Genomic DNA, 14,474 nt, shown 5'->3' with positions numbered 1-14,474 from the left:
CGCACGGGTCGTTCGGGAAAACCGAATGCCGTGGCCCGCCGGATCGGGGGGAAACGTAGGCTCGACGCCGTGGAGCTTCGGCAGTTGCAAGGGTTCGTCGCCGTCGCCGCGTGCGGCACCGTCACCGAGGGCGCCCACCTGCTCGGCCTGGCACCCGCCTCCGTCTCCGAGCAGATCCGCAGGCTGGAGGGCTCACTCGGTGTGAGGCTGTTCGACCGTACCCCCGCGGGGATGCGGCTCACCGAGCGGGGCCGCGCCCTGCTCCCGGAGGCACGCGGCCTGCTCGACCACGCGGAGTCGGTCCGTAGGTCCGTGACGGGCGGCTCGCACCGGGTTCGCGTCGGCGCGCTGGAAACGCTGGTGGCGACCCATGTGCCCGCCATCGTGAAGCGGCTCGCGGTGCGGCGTCCCGACATCGAGCTCGACGTCCGCGCCCTGACCCGGCGGCGGCTGCTGGCCGAGGTCGCGCGGGGCGGCCTGGACGCCGGGCTCCTGCTCGACACCGGCTCCGAGATCGGCGCCCTGGGGTTCGATCACCCGCCGGACCTGGAGTTCCTCGACGTGGACGAGGTCGGGCTGGCGCTGGTCGCCGCGCCCGGCGGCTCGACCGAGACGCTGCTTGTGACCGAGAGCGCGTGCTCGTTCCGGATGGCGGCCGACCGGGCGCTCGGCGGCCATGCCCCGCGCAGGGAGTTCTCGGGCGTGGGCACCGTACGGGCGTGGGCCCGGCAGGGTCTCGGCATGGCACTGCTGCCGGAGTTCGCCGTGGCGGAGGACCTCGCCTCCGGCGCCCTGGTCGAGCTGGGGCTCGCGGCCCCCGCGCTGTCCCTGCGCCTGGTCTGGCAGCCCGGCCGTGAGGACCACCTGCGCGACGTGCTGTACGCCATGAGCGCCTGACCCGCTACCCCGGAATGGCGGCGGTCCTGGCGAGGGCGTCGGTGGTGAAAGTCTCGGGGTACGGCGAGCGGGCGAGGGCCTCGGGCACCAGGATCTCCCCGGCCCCGACCGCCCGGCACAGCTCGGCCACCTCGGCGAGCTCGTCGCGCTGGCGGGCGACGAACGCGGCGTCCACCGGCTCGCCGTGCCCCGGCACGACCGTACGGGGCCCGAGGCCGAGCACCCGGTCGAGGGCGGACGGCCACGCCAGCGGGAAGGCGTCGCCGAACGACGGGGGCGCGCCCTGCTCCACCAGGTCTCCGGCGAAGACCAGGGCGCTGTCGGGCACGTGGACCACCAGGTCATGGCCGGTGTGCCCGCGCCCGGGGTGGGCCAGCCGCACCAGACGGCCGCCGAGATCGATCTCGGTGACGCACTCGACCAGGCGGTCGGGCGGCACGAGCCGCGCGGCCTCCAGGCGGGCGGCGGCCTCGGGAGCGCCCTGCTCGCGGTAGTGCTCCGCCCAGACCGCCCGCTGCGTCTCGCCGGTCTCCGCGAGGTCGGTCGCGCAGGCGGGATGCGCCCACACCGGGCACCCGCCGAACGCCGCCGTGCCGAAGGCGTGGTCGAAGTGCGCGTGGGTGAGCGCCACCGACCACGGCAGATCGGTGAGCTCGCGCACGGCCGCCGCGAACTCGGCGCCCAGCACCTCGTCGGGGCCGGTGTCGACGACGAGGCAGGCGCGGTCGCCCGCCACCAGGCCGAGCGAGAGGTCGAGCTCGGCGTGGCGCCGCACCCAGACCCGGTCACCGACCTCGATCCACCTGCCCACCAGCGACCTCCACGCCCCGACGACCGCCCAGTGTACTGAGTGCCCGCCCGGCCCTCAGCGGGTCGCCTCCAGCAGGAACCGCCCCCATGTGCGGCCCCCGGCGGCGTGGCCGGGGACCAGCTCCTCCCCGTCCCGGGTGGAAGCCGGTAGCGATCGTCGGGCACACCTTCCCCAGCGGGCCCGAGCGCGTGCGCGCCACCGGGCTCTACGGGGCCATGCTCGGCCTCGGAATGGCACTCGGCCCCCTGGTGTCCGGCGCGCTCGCCTCCGTGGCGAGCCGGCGCGGCGTCTACTGCTCGACATGGGCCTGTTCCGCCGCCCGCCGTTCCTCGTGGCCACCGGAGGCTCGCTGGTCACCGGGGTCGCGGTGATCGGGGTCGCGGTGATCGGGGTCGCGGTGATCGGGGTCGCGGTGATCGGGGTCGGCCGGCGGATACCGGCGCGCGGCGGGCTAGGCCGCCGGGAGCGACGACGGGGCGGGGTCGGCCTTTCGCGAGAGACCGTTCAGGGCGGAGCCGAGGGCCACGGAGGCGATGGTCACCACTCCCAGCGCGGCACCGGTCCAGGCGACCGACGGGTACCCGAACCCCGCCCCGATGGCCAGCCCGCCGAGCCACGGGGCCACGACGATTCCGATGTTGAACGCCGAGGTGACCGTGGCGCCCGCGAGCGTGCGGGCCTCTCCGGCGATCGCGTAGATGCGGACGTTCAGCGCGGGGTTGACGAAGAACCCGAAGAACCCGAGGAAGAAGACCAGCACCACGACGGCGGCCACGACGTCCATGGTCAGCGCGAGCAGCACGGAGACGACCACGATGCCCGCGCACCCCGCGTAGAGCGTGCCGAAGGGCCGCGCGTCGCCGATCCGGCCGCCGATGGTGATGCCGATCAGCGACCCCACGCCGTACAGCGCCAGCACCGCCGGAACCCAGGCCTCGTCCAGGCCCGTCGTGTCGGTCAGCAGCGCGCCGAGATAGCTGAAGGTGACGACCACGCTGCCCGCCGAGAGCCCGGTCGAGCTGTACGCGAGCCAGAGGCGGGGGTTGGCCATGGTGCGCAGCTCGCGGCGCAGGTCGGGCGCCTTGTCGCCGGTGAGCCGGCCTCCGGGGACGGTGGCGGGCAGCCCGATCGCGGTGAGCGCCGTCACCGCGGCCACGGCCCAGAAGGCCGCGCGCCAGCCGAGGTGCTGGCCGACGAACGTGCCTGCGGGGACGCCGAGGATGGTGGCGATGGTGAGGCCGCCCGTGACGATCGCCAGGGCCCTGCCGCGCGCGTTGGCGGGCACCATGCCGACGGCCGCGACCGCCGCGACCGCCCAGAACCCCGCGTACGCGAACGCGGCCACGATCCTGGTCGTCAGCAGCACCCCATAGCTGGCCGTCAGCCCTCCGGCGACGTGCGCGGCCACGAAGACGGCGACGAAGGCGAGCAACGACAGGCGGCGTGGCCACCGGAGGGTGACGACCGCGAGCAGGGGCCCGCCCACCAGCATGCCGAGGGCGAACGCAGAGATCAGCAACCCGGCGTCAGGGATGGACACCCCGAGATCTGTGGCTATCTCCGGGAGCAGCCCGGCGAGCATGAACTCGGAGGTCCCCTGGGCGAAGATCGCCAGGCCGAGGATGTAGACAGCGAAAGGCACAGGGGCTCCATCATTTGGATTGATCAGTGAAACGAGGGCGGGCAAACCGCTATAAAGCATCGAGGGCGGTGGCGACGACGGCCTCCAGGGCCGCGCGGTCGGCACCCGCGCGGGCGGCGACCCTGAGCCCACCGGCGATGGCGTTGACGAAGTGCGCCAAAGCCAGGGCGTCACGGCCGGGCGCGATGTCGCCGGCGCTCTTGCCCGCCTCGATCGCCTCCCTCATCGCCCCGACGCGCCGGTCGCAGTCGCGCTTGAGCAGGCCGGCCACCTCGGGGTCGTGCGAGGCCAGCTCGATGCCGGCGTTGACCACCAGGCAGCCCATGCGGTCGCCGCACTCGTCGTCGACCACCTGGTGGAGCAGGATGCGGAACTTCTCCCGCACGGGGGCGTCACCGTTCAGCAGCTCGACCTGCCGGCCGGAGACCGCCTCGATGTAGTGGCGAAGCGCCCTGCCGAACAGGTCGTGCTTGCTCTTGAAGGTGTTGTAGATGCTGCTGCGCCCGAGGCCCGTGGCGTCGCACAGATCCTGGGTCGAGGTCGCCTCGTACCCACCGGCCCAGAACGCCCGCATCGCCGCGTCGACCGCCTGACCCTCGTCGAAGTTCCTCGGCCTCGCCATACCCAGAACGTAGCACTTTTTGGAACGGTCAGTGCAATATCGGCAAATGGAGTACACCCAGACCAGGTGGGTCAGGATGAGGGGATGCGGACACTTGTTCTGGGTGGTACGAGGTTCCTGTCCAGGGAGATCGCACGGCAGGCGCGCGATCGCGGGCACGAGGTGGTGTGCGCGGCGCGCGGGCTCGCGGGCGATCCGCCGCCGGATGTTGAATTCGTCCGGGTCGATCGGAGTGAGGACGGCGGGCTGGCGGCGGTGGAGGGCCCCTTCGACCTCGTCATCGACGTCGCCAGGCATCCGAGCCTGGTGCGGCGGGCCGTCATGGAGCTCGCAGGTCGCGCCGGGCACTGGACGTTCGTGTCGTCGTGCAGCGTCTACTCCGACTTCGGTGAGGCCAACCAGGTACTGCACGAGCCGCTGGCCGCCGATGCCGACGAGACCGACCCGGAGAACTACGGGCCGGCCAAGGTGGCGTGCGAGCGGATCGTCGGTGATGGGGCGCTCGTCGTGCGTGCCGGACTGATCGTGGGCCCGGAGGACGGATCCGACCGGTTCACCTACTGGGTCGACCGGCTGGCGCGTGGCGGGCCCGTGCTGGCTCCTGGGTCACCCAACGAGCTCGTGCAACTCGTCGATGTGCGCGATCTGGCCGCCTGGACGCTCGACTCGGCAGAGAAAGGGCTCGCCGGTCCGTATGATGCGATCTCCATGCCGTTCAGCAGGGGCAAGCTGCTGGCGGAGATCGCCAAGAGCGTGGCAGTGGAGCCCGAGCTGGTCTGGGCCGGTCAGGAGTTCCTCATCGAGCAGAAGGTGGAGCCGTGGATGGGGCCGCGGTCGCTGCCGATGTGGCTGCCGTTGCCCGAGTACGCCGGCTTCATGACCCGCGACACCTCCGCCACGCTGGCCGCCGGGCTGCGCATCCGCCCGGTCGCCGATACAGCCCGCGACACGCTCGCCTGGCAGCGCGAGTCCGGCCACACGGTGGGCCGCTCCGGCCTCACGACCGCCGAAGAAGCCGAGCTTCTTCGAATGCTTGGTTGACACAGCGGGGTGGCGCCGGAGCTCATCGACATCGACTCGCGATGGATCAAGCCGGCGCCCACGTTCGCCATAAGCAAGCGGGGAACCGGTGACTCACCGGTTCCCCACTCTGCTGAACCGCTATTTCGTGCCCGAGGACACGTCGAAATCAGCTGCAGCCGCTGGTGCTGCCGCAGCCCTCGCAGACGTAGCAGCTGCCGGCCGGGCGCATCTTCGTGCCGCAGGTCATGCAGAGCGGCGCGTCGGCGGTGCGGCCCTGGTGGCTTTCGAGCGCGGCCGCCGAGCCGTTCCCCCGCGAGGGGGACTCGACGGGGGTGGCCGTCCCACCGGTGGCGGGGCCGTCCTCCGCCTTGTCCTCCGCCTTCTCCTCGTGCCGCTCCTCTATGGGGGCGGACTGCGCGAGGGCGGCGGTGTCGATGACCTCCTGGGGCGCGCCGGGGTCCTCACCGCGCTGCTGTGCCGCCCGCTCGGCCGCCGAGAAGACGCCGAGGGCAGCCCGCTCGTCGTACGGCAGGTGGTCGAGGGCAAGGCGGCGGAAGATGTAGTCGACCACCGAGGCCGCCATGCGCACGTCCGGGTCGTCGGTCATGCCCGCCGGCTCGAACCGCATGTTGATGAACTTGCTGACGTAGGTGTCCAGCGGGACGCCGTACTGCAGGCCGACGGAGATGGCCACCGAGAAGGCGTCCATGACACCGGCGAGGGTCGAGCCCTGCTTGGACATCTTGAGGAAGACCTCGCCGAGGCCGTCCTCGGGGTAGGACGACGCCGTCATGTAGCCCTTGGCACCGCCGACGGTGAACCGGGTCGTGGTGCTCGGCCGCTGGTTCGGCAGGCGGCGCCGCTTGGGCTTGGGCACCTCGACGACCTGGACGACCGGCTCCGCGGCCTTCTCCTCGGTCTTCTTGGCGATCGACAGCGGCTGGCCGACCTTGCAGTTGTCGCGGTAGACCGCGAGCGCCTTCAGGCCGAGCTTCCAGCCCTCCAGGTACACCTGCTCGATGTCCTCGACGGTGGCCGACTCGGGCAGGTTTACGGTCTTGGAGATCGCGCCCGAGAGGAACGGCTGGGTCGCCGCCATCATGCGCACGTGGCCCATCGGGGCGATCGCCCGCTCGCCCATGGCGCAGTCGAACACCTCGTAGTGCTCGTGCTTGAGGCCGGGGGCGTTCATCACGTGGCCGTGCTCGCCGATGTACTCGACGATGGCCTCGACCTGCTCGGGCTGGTAGCCGAGCTGCCGGAGCGCCCTCGGGATCGTCTGGTTGACGATCTGCATCGACCCGCCGCCGACGAGCTTCTTGAACTTCACCAGCGCGAGGTCGGGCTCGATGCCGGTGGTGTCGCAGTCCATCATCAGGCCGATGGTGTTGTGGCTGACCATGCCGTTGGCGACGTAGGTGACGTTCTCGGGAACCGAAAGGTCATACGTCGGCTGGACGCCGCCGTCCTCGTTGGCCGCCACCCGCTCGAACAGGTAGCCGAGGGCGTGGCCGAGTCTGTCATCCCACTTCTCCTGCAGCAGCGTCTTGGCCAGCATCCGAGCCACGCCGCCTGTCCTGCCGATCGACTGGGTCACGGCGCTACGCGCAGCGTGGCCCTGCGGGACCAACTCGTCCCAGACTGCGCGAGGAAGGAAGACGTAGTCCTTCTTCGCCGACCGCTCCGGCTCGAGTTCGACCATCAGCTTGTTCTTGCGATCCCCCATGAACCCGACGATCTCGTCGAAGTTCAGCGCGTGGTCGACATTGCGCAGCCGCACCTGGAAGATCCGGCTGCCGAGGCCGCTCACGGTCTCTCGGGTGGTGGTGGCCATGCCCAGAGCGAGCAGAAGAGTACGCACCTCACCGGCGAACGTCTCCGATGACGTGGACAAGCTCGGCACGCCGGCGAGAGCGGTCCCGTCGGCCTCGAACAGGCCGCGAGCGAAGGCGGCGTAGATCTCGCCATCGTTGGCCTCAAGGATGGCCGAGGGGATGCGCGGCGTCCACCCCTTGCCGGAGTGGTCGGTGCCGGGAAGCTCCTTGGCGAATCCGCTCGCCTGCCACCAACGCGCCAGCCGGACGGACTGGAGAACGACTTCCCGGTAACCCTCGCGTTCCGTGACCGCCGGCTCCAGGTTGAACAGGCCCTTGGCGAGGATGCGGATGCGCTCGATCACATCCGGGTCGGTGTCGGCCACGGAAAGACGGATGCCCTTGGCATGGAGGCTGCCGTCTCCCATGAAGTAGCCGACCAGTTCGGCGAGCTCCGGCGTGACCGCGTTCGGCACGGTGATGTTCCGGTCGCCCGCGTAGTAGGCCTGGTCCAGCACCGGTAGCGCAACCTGGCGAGGCTTACCGACAAGCGTCTGCATCTGCATCGGAACGATGTCGCCGGGTTCGATATCGGCCATCCGCTTCCACTGCCACCCGCCCGTGCCCGTGTCGACGACCTTGACTCGGTGGGTGAGGGTGCCTTGGATCCGGTATCCGCCTTCGGTCAGGATCAACCGCGTCGGTTCCTCGCCGTTGACGAAGAATTTCGTCGCCTGTCGCGGGCCCTCATCAGTGGAGACCGTCATGTCGAGGTCCTGCCAACGATCTCCGTACACGTCACCGATCTCGGACAGGCGGACCAATCCGCGATCTGTGGTGATCAGGGTGTCTCCGGTCAGGCAACCGGTCGGAGCCAGCAATGAGGCCTGGGCGTTGCGGTAGCCGTTCTTCTCGCCGAGGCGCAGGCACTCCTGCCACTGCTTGGTCGCCTCGTTGAGGATCGGCCGGTCCAGGGCGCCGCCGGCGCGCAGGTCGTCGTTGGCGGCGGCGTGCTTGCGCATCACCCGCTTGTGCGGCTCGGCGTTGCGCTTGTAGCCGTCGTACGGCCCGACGATCGCGGCGAGCTCCGCGCTGCGGCGGTAGGAGACGCCGGTCATCAGGCTGGTGATCGCCGCGGCGACCGAGCGCCCGCCGTCGGAGTCGTACGCGTGGCCGGTGGCCATCAGCAGCGCGCCGAGGTTGGCGTAGCCGATGCCGAGCTGGCGGTACGCCCGGGTGGTCTGGGCGATCTTCTCGGTCGGGAAGTCGGCGAAGGTGATCGAGATGTCCATCGCCGTGATGATCAGCTCGGTCAGCTTGACGAAGCTCTCGACGTCGAAGGTGTCGTCCTCGCGCAGGAACTTCAGCAGGTTGATGCTGGCGAGGTTGCAGGACGAGTTGTCCAGGTGGACGTACTCGGAGCAGGGGTTGGACGCGGTGATGCGGCCGGTCTCGGGGCAGGTGTGCCAGTCGTTGATGGTGTCGTCGTACTGGACGCCGGGGTCGGCGCACTCCCAGGCGGCCTGGCCCATCTTGCGGAACAGCGACCTGGCGTCGATCTCCTCGATGACCTCGCCGGTGAGCCGGGCGCGCAGGCCGAACTTGCCGCCCGCCTCGACGGTGCGCATGAACTCGTCGGAGACCCGGACGGAGTTGTTGGCGTTCTGGTACTGGACGGAGACGATGTCCTTGCCGCCGAGGTCCATGTCGAACCCGGCGTCGCGGAGGGCGCGGATCTTGTCCTCCTCGCGCGCCTTGGTCTCGATGAACTCCTCGATGTCGGGGTGGTCGACGTCGAGCACGACCATCTTGGCGGCCCGGCGGGTCGCCCCGCCCGACTTGATGGTGCCCGCGGACGCGTCGGCCCCGCGCATGAACGACACCGGGCCGCTGGCCGTGCCGCCGCTCGACAGCAGCTCCTTGCTGGAACGGATGCGGGAGAGGTTGACCCCGGAGCCGGAACCGCCCTTGAAGATCACACCCTCTTCCTTGTACCACTCGAGGATGGACTCCATCTCGTCGTCCACCGCGAGGATGAAGCAAGCGCTCACTTGCTGAGGCGAGGCGGTGCCGACGTTGAACCAGACCGGGGAGTTGAAGCTGAAGATCTGGTGGATCAGGGCGTGCTTCAGCTCGTGGTCGAAGATCTCGGCGTCCTCCTCGGACGCGAAATAGCCGTGCTCGCGGCCCGTGCGGGTGTAGACACCGACGACACGGTCGACGAGCTGCCGCAGGCTCACTTCGCGCTGCGGGGTGCCGACGGCGCCGCGGAAGTACTTCGTGGTCACGATGTTCGCCGCGTTGACCGACCAGAAGTCGGGGAACTCGACGCCACGCTGCTCGAAGTTGATCGAGCCGTCCCGCCAGTTCGTCATGACGACGTCACGGTGCTCCCAGCGCACCTGGTCGTACGGGTGCACACCGGGCGTGGTGTGGATACGCTTGATCTTCAAGCCCTTGTGGGACCGCTTGCCCCCACGACCCACTGAGCCACTCACCGTCTCCGTCATGATCTCCCCCTTCCGGGGCTCCAAGGAGCCCTCGTGTCGGAAACACTTCGTCGCGCCGTTCGCATCCCCCGGCGCAGGGGTCCAGCGGGAATGCCCGGCCTTACGGCGTCGCGGCCCGCTGGGAGGTGTCCAAAAGTGGTCTGGCCTGTTCAGCTGTGTTTCGCGGCTCGCGCCGCCCGGAGCTGCTCGATCTCTTCCTCGAAGTCGGCGAGCGTCTCGAAGCTCCGGTAGACGGAGGCGAACCGAAGGTAGGCCACCTCGTCGAGCTCGCGGAGCGGGCCGAGGATCGCCAGGCCCACCTCGTGTGCCGGGATCTCGGCCGAGCCGGTCGCCCGGATGCTCTCCTCGACGCGCTGGCCGAGCTGCGCCAGCGAGTCCTCGCTGACGGGCCGCCCCTGGCAGGCGCGGCGCACGCCGGCTATCACCTTGTCCCGCGAGAAGGCCTCGGTGACCCCGCTGCGTTTGCTCACCATCAGGAGCACCGTCTCCTGGGTGGTGAACCGGCGCCCGCACTCAGGGCAGGTGCGCCGGCGGCGGATCGCCGCGCCGTCCTCGGTAGAGCGGCTGTCGATGACCCGCGTGTCCGGATGACGACAGAACGGACAATGCATGTCGCCTCCCTTTTCTCGCGGCCCCCACGAGTTACGCCGGCACGACCTCGGATGAGGAGGTTCCCGAGGCGTCGGCCTCAGGGATAAGCCGCCATATGTTTCCGCATTCCACCATGCTTTCGGGCCCTTCCCGCCTAAACGGGAATACGCTCACGCACGCACTTCGGCTACTCGGAGTGCGTTGACGGAAACACAACTTATGGTGAACCACATCGGTGTAACTACTAGATGTTGTGGTCTAACCGTAGGAGTGACGCACCATGAACGCAAGTCGGCCGGGCCGACGAGCGGGAAATCGGCCGCCCATCAGGGCGAACGAGCGGGCCACGGCGTGTCGCGACCACCGGGGACGGTGATGCGGCTGGGGCGCGAGCCTCCTCGACCCCGCACCCCCGGACACGGATCGCTCGCGTGATCGACTTTCGGCGCTCCACGGGCATAAGATCGCAAAGTCGAACACGATATCGATCGAACTCCCGTACGATGGCGTTCACCAGATTGTCGTCGAATTCGGCGACTCTCGAACAACTGTTTGAAGACGATCTTGAACAGAGTTATTGTCGCTGTGTGCGACATCGGGAACACACACCGGGAGCCGGCCGGGGCGGGCACGGCGTGACGGAGCGTCCCCCAGGCGCCCGGCGAGGAGGAGCTATGAGCGAGCAGGACGAGATCGGCACGGTTGCCAGCGATCTGGCGGTGCGCAGGCGTGACTCCCTCGGTCTCACCCCACGGCAACGCAAGATTCTCGAGGTGATCCGCGATTCGGTGCAGCAGCGCGGCTACCCGCCCTCCATGCGAGAGATCGGCGAGGCGGTCCAGCTGACCAGCACCTCCAGCGTGTCCCACCAGTTGACCGCACTGCAGCGCAAGGGCTATCTCCGCCGTGACCCGCACCGCCCCCGCGCGCTGGAGGTCCGCCTGCCCGGCGAGCCGGCGCTCTGGGTCGACCCCGTCGCCCCGGGCGGCGAGGAGTCCCTGGTGAGCCGGCCGACGGCCACGTTCGTCCCCCTTGTCGGGCGCATCGCCGCCGGTGGTCCCATCCTTGCCGAGGAGCGGGTCGAAGACGTCTTCGCCCTTCCCAAGCAGCTCGTGGGCGAGGGCACGCTCTTCCTCCTCCAGGTCGCCGGTGACTCGATGATCGACGTGGCGATCGCCGACGGCGACTGGGTCGTCGTGCGCCAGCAGCCGGTGGCCGACAACGGCGACATCGTCGCGGCGATGATCGACGGCGAGGCCACGGTCAAGACCTTCAAGCGCAAGGACGGCCACGTCTGGCTGGTGCCGCACAACGCCAACTACGACCCGATCCCTGGTGACGAGGCCACCGTCCTCGGCAAGGTCGTGGCGGTCCTCCGCAAGCTCTGACCTCTCCCGCCCGGCACAAGCCCGCCCCCCGCCTGAGCGCCCACCCCGGGTGAGCGCTCAGGCGGTCTCGCTTTCAGGCCCCGGCCGGGCACGAAACACCAGCCCGGGTACGAATCACCGGCCCGGGTATGCACCACCGGCCGGGCCACGGCCTCCCGTGACCCGGTTGTCGTCCCGGGTCTCAGGGGACGATGTTGACGAGCTTGGGCGCCCGCACGATCACCTTGCGGGGTGCTCCGTCCAGGTGGGCGCGCACCTTGTCGGAGGCCAGCGCCAGCGCCTCCAGCTCCGCCTGCGAGATCGACGGTGAGACCTCCAGGCGGTCCCTGACCTTGCCTGCCACCTGGACGACGCAGGTCACCGAATCCTGCACCAGCAGCGCCGGGTCGGCCGCCGGCCAGCCGCCGTGCGAGACCGTGGGCCCGTGCCCGAGCCGCTCCCAGCCCTCCTCGGCGACGTACGGCGCGACCAGCGACAGCATGACCGCCAGGGACTCGGCGGCCTCGCGCACGGCCGGGTCGGCCGCCCCCGGGCCGGTGTCGATGGCCTTGCGGGTCGCGGAGGTCAGCTCCATCATGCGGGCGACCGCCACGTTGAAGCGGTGGGACTCGACCAGCCGGGTGATCTCGTCGATGGCCCGGTGGGTGACCTTGCGCAGCTCGGTGTCACCGGCCGCGAAGTCGGCCCCTGCGGGAGAGGCCGCGCCCGCCTCGGCCATGACGCGGAACGCCCTGGCCAGGAACTTCTGGGAGGCGGCGGGCGACAGGTCGGCCCAGTCGATGTCGTCCTCGGGCGGCCCGGCGAAGATCATCGTCAGGCGGACGGCGTCCACGCCGAACGCGTCGATCTGCTCGCCCAGGTCGACGCCGTTGCCCAGCGACTTGGACATCGCCTTGCCCTGGTTGATCACCTGGCCCTGGTTCAGCAGGCGCAGGAACGGCTCGGTGAAGTCGACCATGCCCATGTCGTGCAGGACCTTGGTGAAGAACCGCGAGTACAGCAGGTGCAGCACGGCGTGCTCGACGCCGCCGACGTACTGGTCGACGGGGCCCCAGCGCCTGACCTGCTCGACGTCGAACGCCCCCTCCTCGAAGTCCGGCGAGCAGTAGCGCAGGAAGTACCACGAGGAGTCGACGAAGGTGTCCATCGTGTCGGTGTCACGCTGGGCGGGACCCCCGCACTTCGGGCACGAGACGTTGACCCACTCGGTGGCGCTCGCCAGGGGCGAGACGCCCTTGGGGGCCAGCGCCTCGCCGCGCAGGTCGGGCAGCGTCACCGGCAGCTGGTCGTCCGGGACGGGGACCTCGCCGCAGTCGACGCAGTGGATGATCGGGATCGGGGTGCCCCAGAAGCGCTGGCGGGACAGCAGCCAGTCGCGCAGCCGGTAGTTGACCGAGGCGGTACCCGTGCCGCGATCCTGCAGCACCTGGATGATGCGGGAGATCGCCTCGGTCTTCGACAGGCCGTCCAGCGGGCCGGAGTTGACCAGCTTGCCCTCGCCGGGGGTGGCGACGCCGGTCTCGCCCGGGTCGGCCAGCCCGGTGTGCACGACCACCCGCACGGGCAGGTCGAACTTCAGCGCGAAGTCGAGGTCGCGCTGGTCGTGCGCGGGCACCGCCATGATCGCGCCGTGGCCGTAGTCGGACAGGACGTAGTCGGCCGCCCAGACCGGGATGCGCTCGCCGTTGACCGGGTTGACGGCATAGCGCCCCAGGAAGACGCCGGTCTTCTCCTTGTCGGTGGACAGCCGCTCGATGTCGCTCAGCTTGGCGACCTCGGCGCGGTAGGACTTCAGCGCGGGCAGCTGCTCGGGGGCGCAGATCTCCTCGGCCAGCGGCGCGTCCACGGCGACCACGAAGAACGTCGCGCCGTACAGGGTGTCGGGGCGGGTCGTGTAGACCGTGACCGGCTCGTCGCGGCCCTCGATCTCGAACCGGACGTCGGCGCCCTCGGAACGGCCGATCCAGTTGCGCTGCATGGTCAGCACGCGGTCGGGCCAGCCGCCCTCCAGCTGGGCCATGTCGTCGACGAGCCGGTCGGCGTAGTCAGTGATCTTGAAGTACCACTGGGTCAGCTCGCGGCGGACGACCTCGGCCCCGCAGCGCTCGCATCGGCCGGCGACGACCTGCTCGTTGGCCAGCACCGTCTGGTCCGTCGGGCACCAGTTGACCAGGCCGCCCTTGCGGTAGGCCAGGCCGCGCTCGAAGAAGCGGTTGAACAGCCATTGGTCCCAGCGGTAGTACTCGGGGTCGCTGGTGTGCAGGCGCCGTGACCAGTCGAAGGAGACGCCGTACCTCTTGAACGAGGTGGCCTGGGTCTCGATGTTGGCGTAGGTCCACTCGGCGGGGTGCGCGTCGCGCTTGATCGCGGCGTTCTCCGCGGGCAGCCCGAAGGAGTCCCACCCGATGGGGTGCAGCACGTTGTACCCGCGCTGGAACCAGTAGCGGGCGACGACGTCGCCGATCGCGAAGACCTCGCCGTGGCCCATGTGAAGGTCGCCGGAGGGGTAGGGGAACATGTCGAGCATGTACTTGCGGGGACGCTCGTCAGCGGCGTCCTCACCTGCCCGGAAGGGGTTCAGTTCCTCCCACCGCGGCTGCCACTTAGCCTGCAGCGCCTGCGGATCGTACTGCTCGTCACTCACGGCCCATGTCCCTCGGTCGGCTCAACGCGGATGGCTTGACCAATAAAGAAACCCCCCGTGACCACGAGGGGCAGCCGCATCGACCGGTGTCTCAGCTCAGTCGACGCGGCCCGCTAAGAAGCAGGGTCCTGCCACGCATAGTCCAAGGGTAGCGCAGCGAGCAATCGGACTTCGTATCGTTTCCACGCCGCCGCTGGTGGCCGGGGGATTTCGGGCACACCGCTACTCGATGGTAATAGATCCGTTGTGACCTCATATGTCCCTTTAGTTTACGCTTTTCGCCGTGGTGAACTCGTACGAGGCGGAGCGCAGACCTGATCCAGCGGAGGAGGGGCTGCCGATGCAGGACCCGCCGACCGATCCGACAGGCCTGGGGTTCCGGGGGGCTTTCTCCGATTCTCCTGCGGACACCCCCGCTTCGCATGAGATCATGCCGAGCACCCCCAATCCGGGCATGATGTCGGGAGGTCCGCCAGCAATGGCTCCTGAGCACACCAGCCGGCCCACGCGGCCTCCGGCATGGCCGGAGAAC

Annotated in this window: 9 protein-coding genes; 3 read left to right on the top strand and 6 right to left on the bottom strand. The window is 69.8% G+C overall.

Translation table 11 applies throughout. The features are described from left to right. Positions 1 to 69 precede the first annotated feature (69 nt). Positions 70 to 897 carry a LysR family transcriptional regulator gene (locus OG589_RS02385; protein ID WP_405145722.1) on the top strand — a complete coding sequence of 276 codons (828 nt, stop codon included), beginning with the start codon at positions 70 to 72 and terminating at the stop codon, positions 895 to 897. 4 nt (positions 898 to 901) lie between these two features. Here the strand turns inward: OG589_RS02385 and OG589_RS02380 are convergent, their stop codons facing one another. The 3 genes from OG589_RS02380 to OG589_RS02370 form a co-directional block, all read right to left on the bottom strand. Further along, positions 902 to 1,708 carry an MBL fold metallo-hydrolase gene (locus tag OG589_RS02380; protein ID WP_405145720.1) on the bottom strand — a complete coding sequence of 269 codons (807 nt, stop codon included), beginning with the start codon at positions 1,706 to 1,708 and terminating at the stop codon, positions 902 to 904. 451 nt (positions 1,709 to 2,159) lie between these two features. Continuing rightward, the gene (locus OG589_RS02375) at positions 2,160 to 3,350 is read right to left on the bottom strand and encodes a Cmx/CmrA family chloramphenicol efflux MFS transporter (RefSeq protein ID WP_405145718.1); all 1,191 of its coding nucleotides are present in this window, start codon (positions 3,348 to 3,350) and stop codon (positions 2,160 to 2,162) included. 49 nt (positions 3,351 to 3,399) lie between these two features. Continuing rightward, entirely contained in the window at positions 3,400 to 3,972 is a 573-nt protein-coding gene (locus OG589_RS02370; protein WP_405145717.1) for a TetR/AcrR family transcriptional regulator, read from the bottom strand. Between the two features lie 84 nt (positions 3,973 to 4,056). Between OG589_RS02370 and OG589_RS02365 the strand changes: the two genes are divergently transcribed. Next, positions 4,057 to 5,013, top strand: coding sequence for an NAD-dependent epimerase/dehydratase family protein (locus tag OG589_RS02365; protein ID WP_405145715.1), 957 nt, complete (start codon positions 4,057 to 4,059; stop codon positions 5,011 to 5,013). Positions 5,014 to 5,161: 148 nt separating this feature from the next. Here OG589_RS02365 and OG589_RS02360 read toward each other — a convergent pair whose 3' ends face one another. Both OG589_RS02360 and nrdR read right to left on the bottom strand, forming a co-directional pair. Further along, on the bottom strand, positions 5,162 to 9,319 hold the full coding sequence (locus tag OG589_RS02360) for a vitamin B12-dependent ribonucleotide reductase (protein ID WP_405145713.1): 4,158 nt from the start codon (positions 9,317 to 9,319) through the stop codon (positions 5,162 to 5,164). A gap of 149 nt (positions 9,320 to 9,468) precedes the next feature. Next, complete coding sequence (gene nrdR, locus OG589_RS02355; protein ID WP_405145711.1) at positions 9,469 to 9,930, bottom strand: transcriptional regulator NrdR; 462 nt, start codon at positions 9,928 to 9,930, stop codon at positions 9,469 to 9,471. 654 nt (positions 9,931 to 10,584) lie between these two features. Here nrdR and lexA point away from each other — a divergent pair. Continuing rightward, positions 10,585 to 11,298 (top strand): transcriptional repressor LexA, encoded by a 714-nt coding sequence (lexA, locus tag OG589_RS02350; protein ID WP_405145709.1) that lies wholly within the window; start codon positions 10,585 to 10,587, stop codon positions 11,296 to 11,298. A 181-nt stretch (positions 11,299 to 11,479) separates the two neighbouring features. Here lexA and leuS read toward each other — a convergent pair whose 3' ends face one another. Beyond that, positions 11,480 to 13,942 carry a leucine--tRNA ligase gene (gene leuS / locus OG589_RS02345; RefSeq protein WP_405145708.1) on the bottom strand — a complete coding sequence of 821 codons (2,463 nt, stop codon included), beginning with the start codon at positions 13,940 to 13,942 and terminating at the stop codon, positions 11,480 to 11,482. Positions 13,943 to 14,474 lie beyond the last annotated feature (532 nt).

The sequence above is a fragment of the Sphaerisporangium sp. NBC_01403 genome, assembly GCF_045040145.1.
GTDB classification, from domain to species: Bacteria; Actinomycetota; Actinomycetes; order Streptosporangiales; family Streptosporangiaceae; genus Sphaerisporangium; species Sphaerisporangium viridialbum.
The sequence above is the reverse complement of the archived record's forward strand: the minus strand, read 5'-3'. Positions and strand labels throughout refer to the sequence as shown.

Excerpts from the sequence above, each read along its gene's own strand:
- OG589_RS02370 (WP_405145717.1), bottom strand. The coding sequence starts at position 3,972 with ATGGCGAGGCCGAGGAACTTCGACGAGGGTCAGGCGGTCGACGCGGCG.
- OG589_RS02365 (WP_405145715.1), top strand. The coding sequence starts at position 4,057 with ATGCGGACACTTGTTCTGGGTGGTACGAGGTTCCTGTCCAGGGAGATC.
- OG589_RS02360 (WP_405145713.1), bottom strand. The coding sequence starts at position 9,319 with ATGACGGAGACGGTGAGTGGCTCAGTGGGTCGTGGGGGCAAGCGGTCC.
- nrdR (WP_405145711.1), bottom strand. The coding sequence starts at position 9,930 with ATGCATTGTCCGTTCTGTCGTCATCCGGACACGCGGGTCATCGACAGC.
- lexA (WP_405145709.1), top strand. The coding sequence starts at position 10,585 with ATGAGCGAGCAGGACGAGATCGGCACGGTTGCCAGCGATCTGGCGGTG.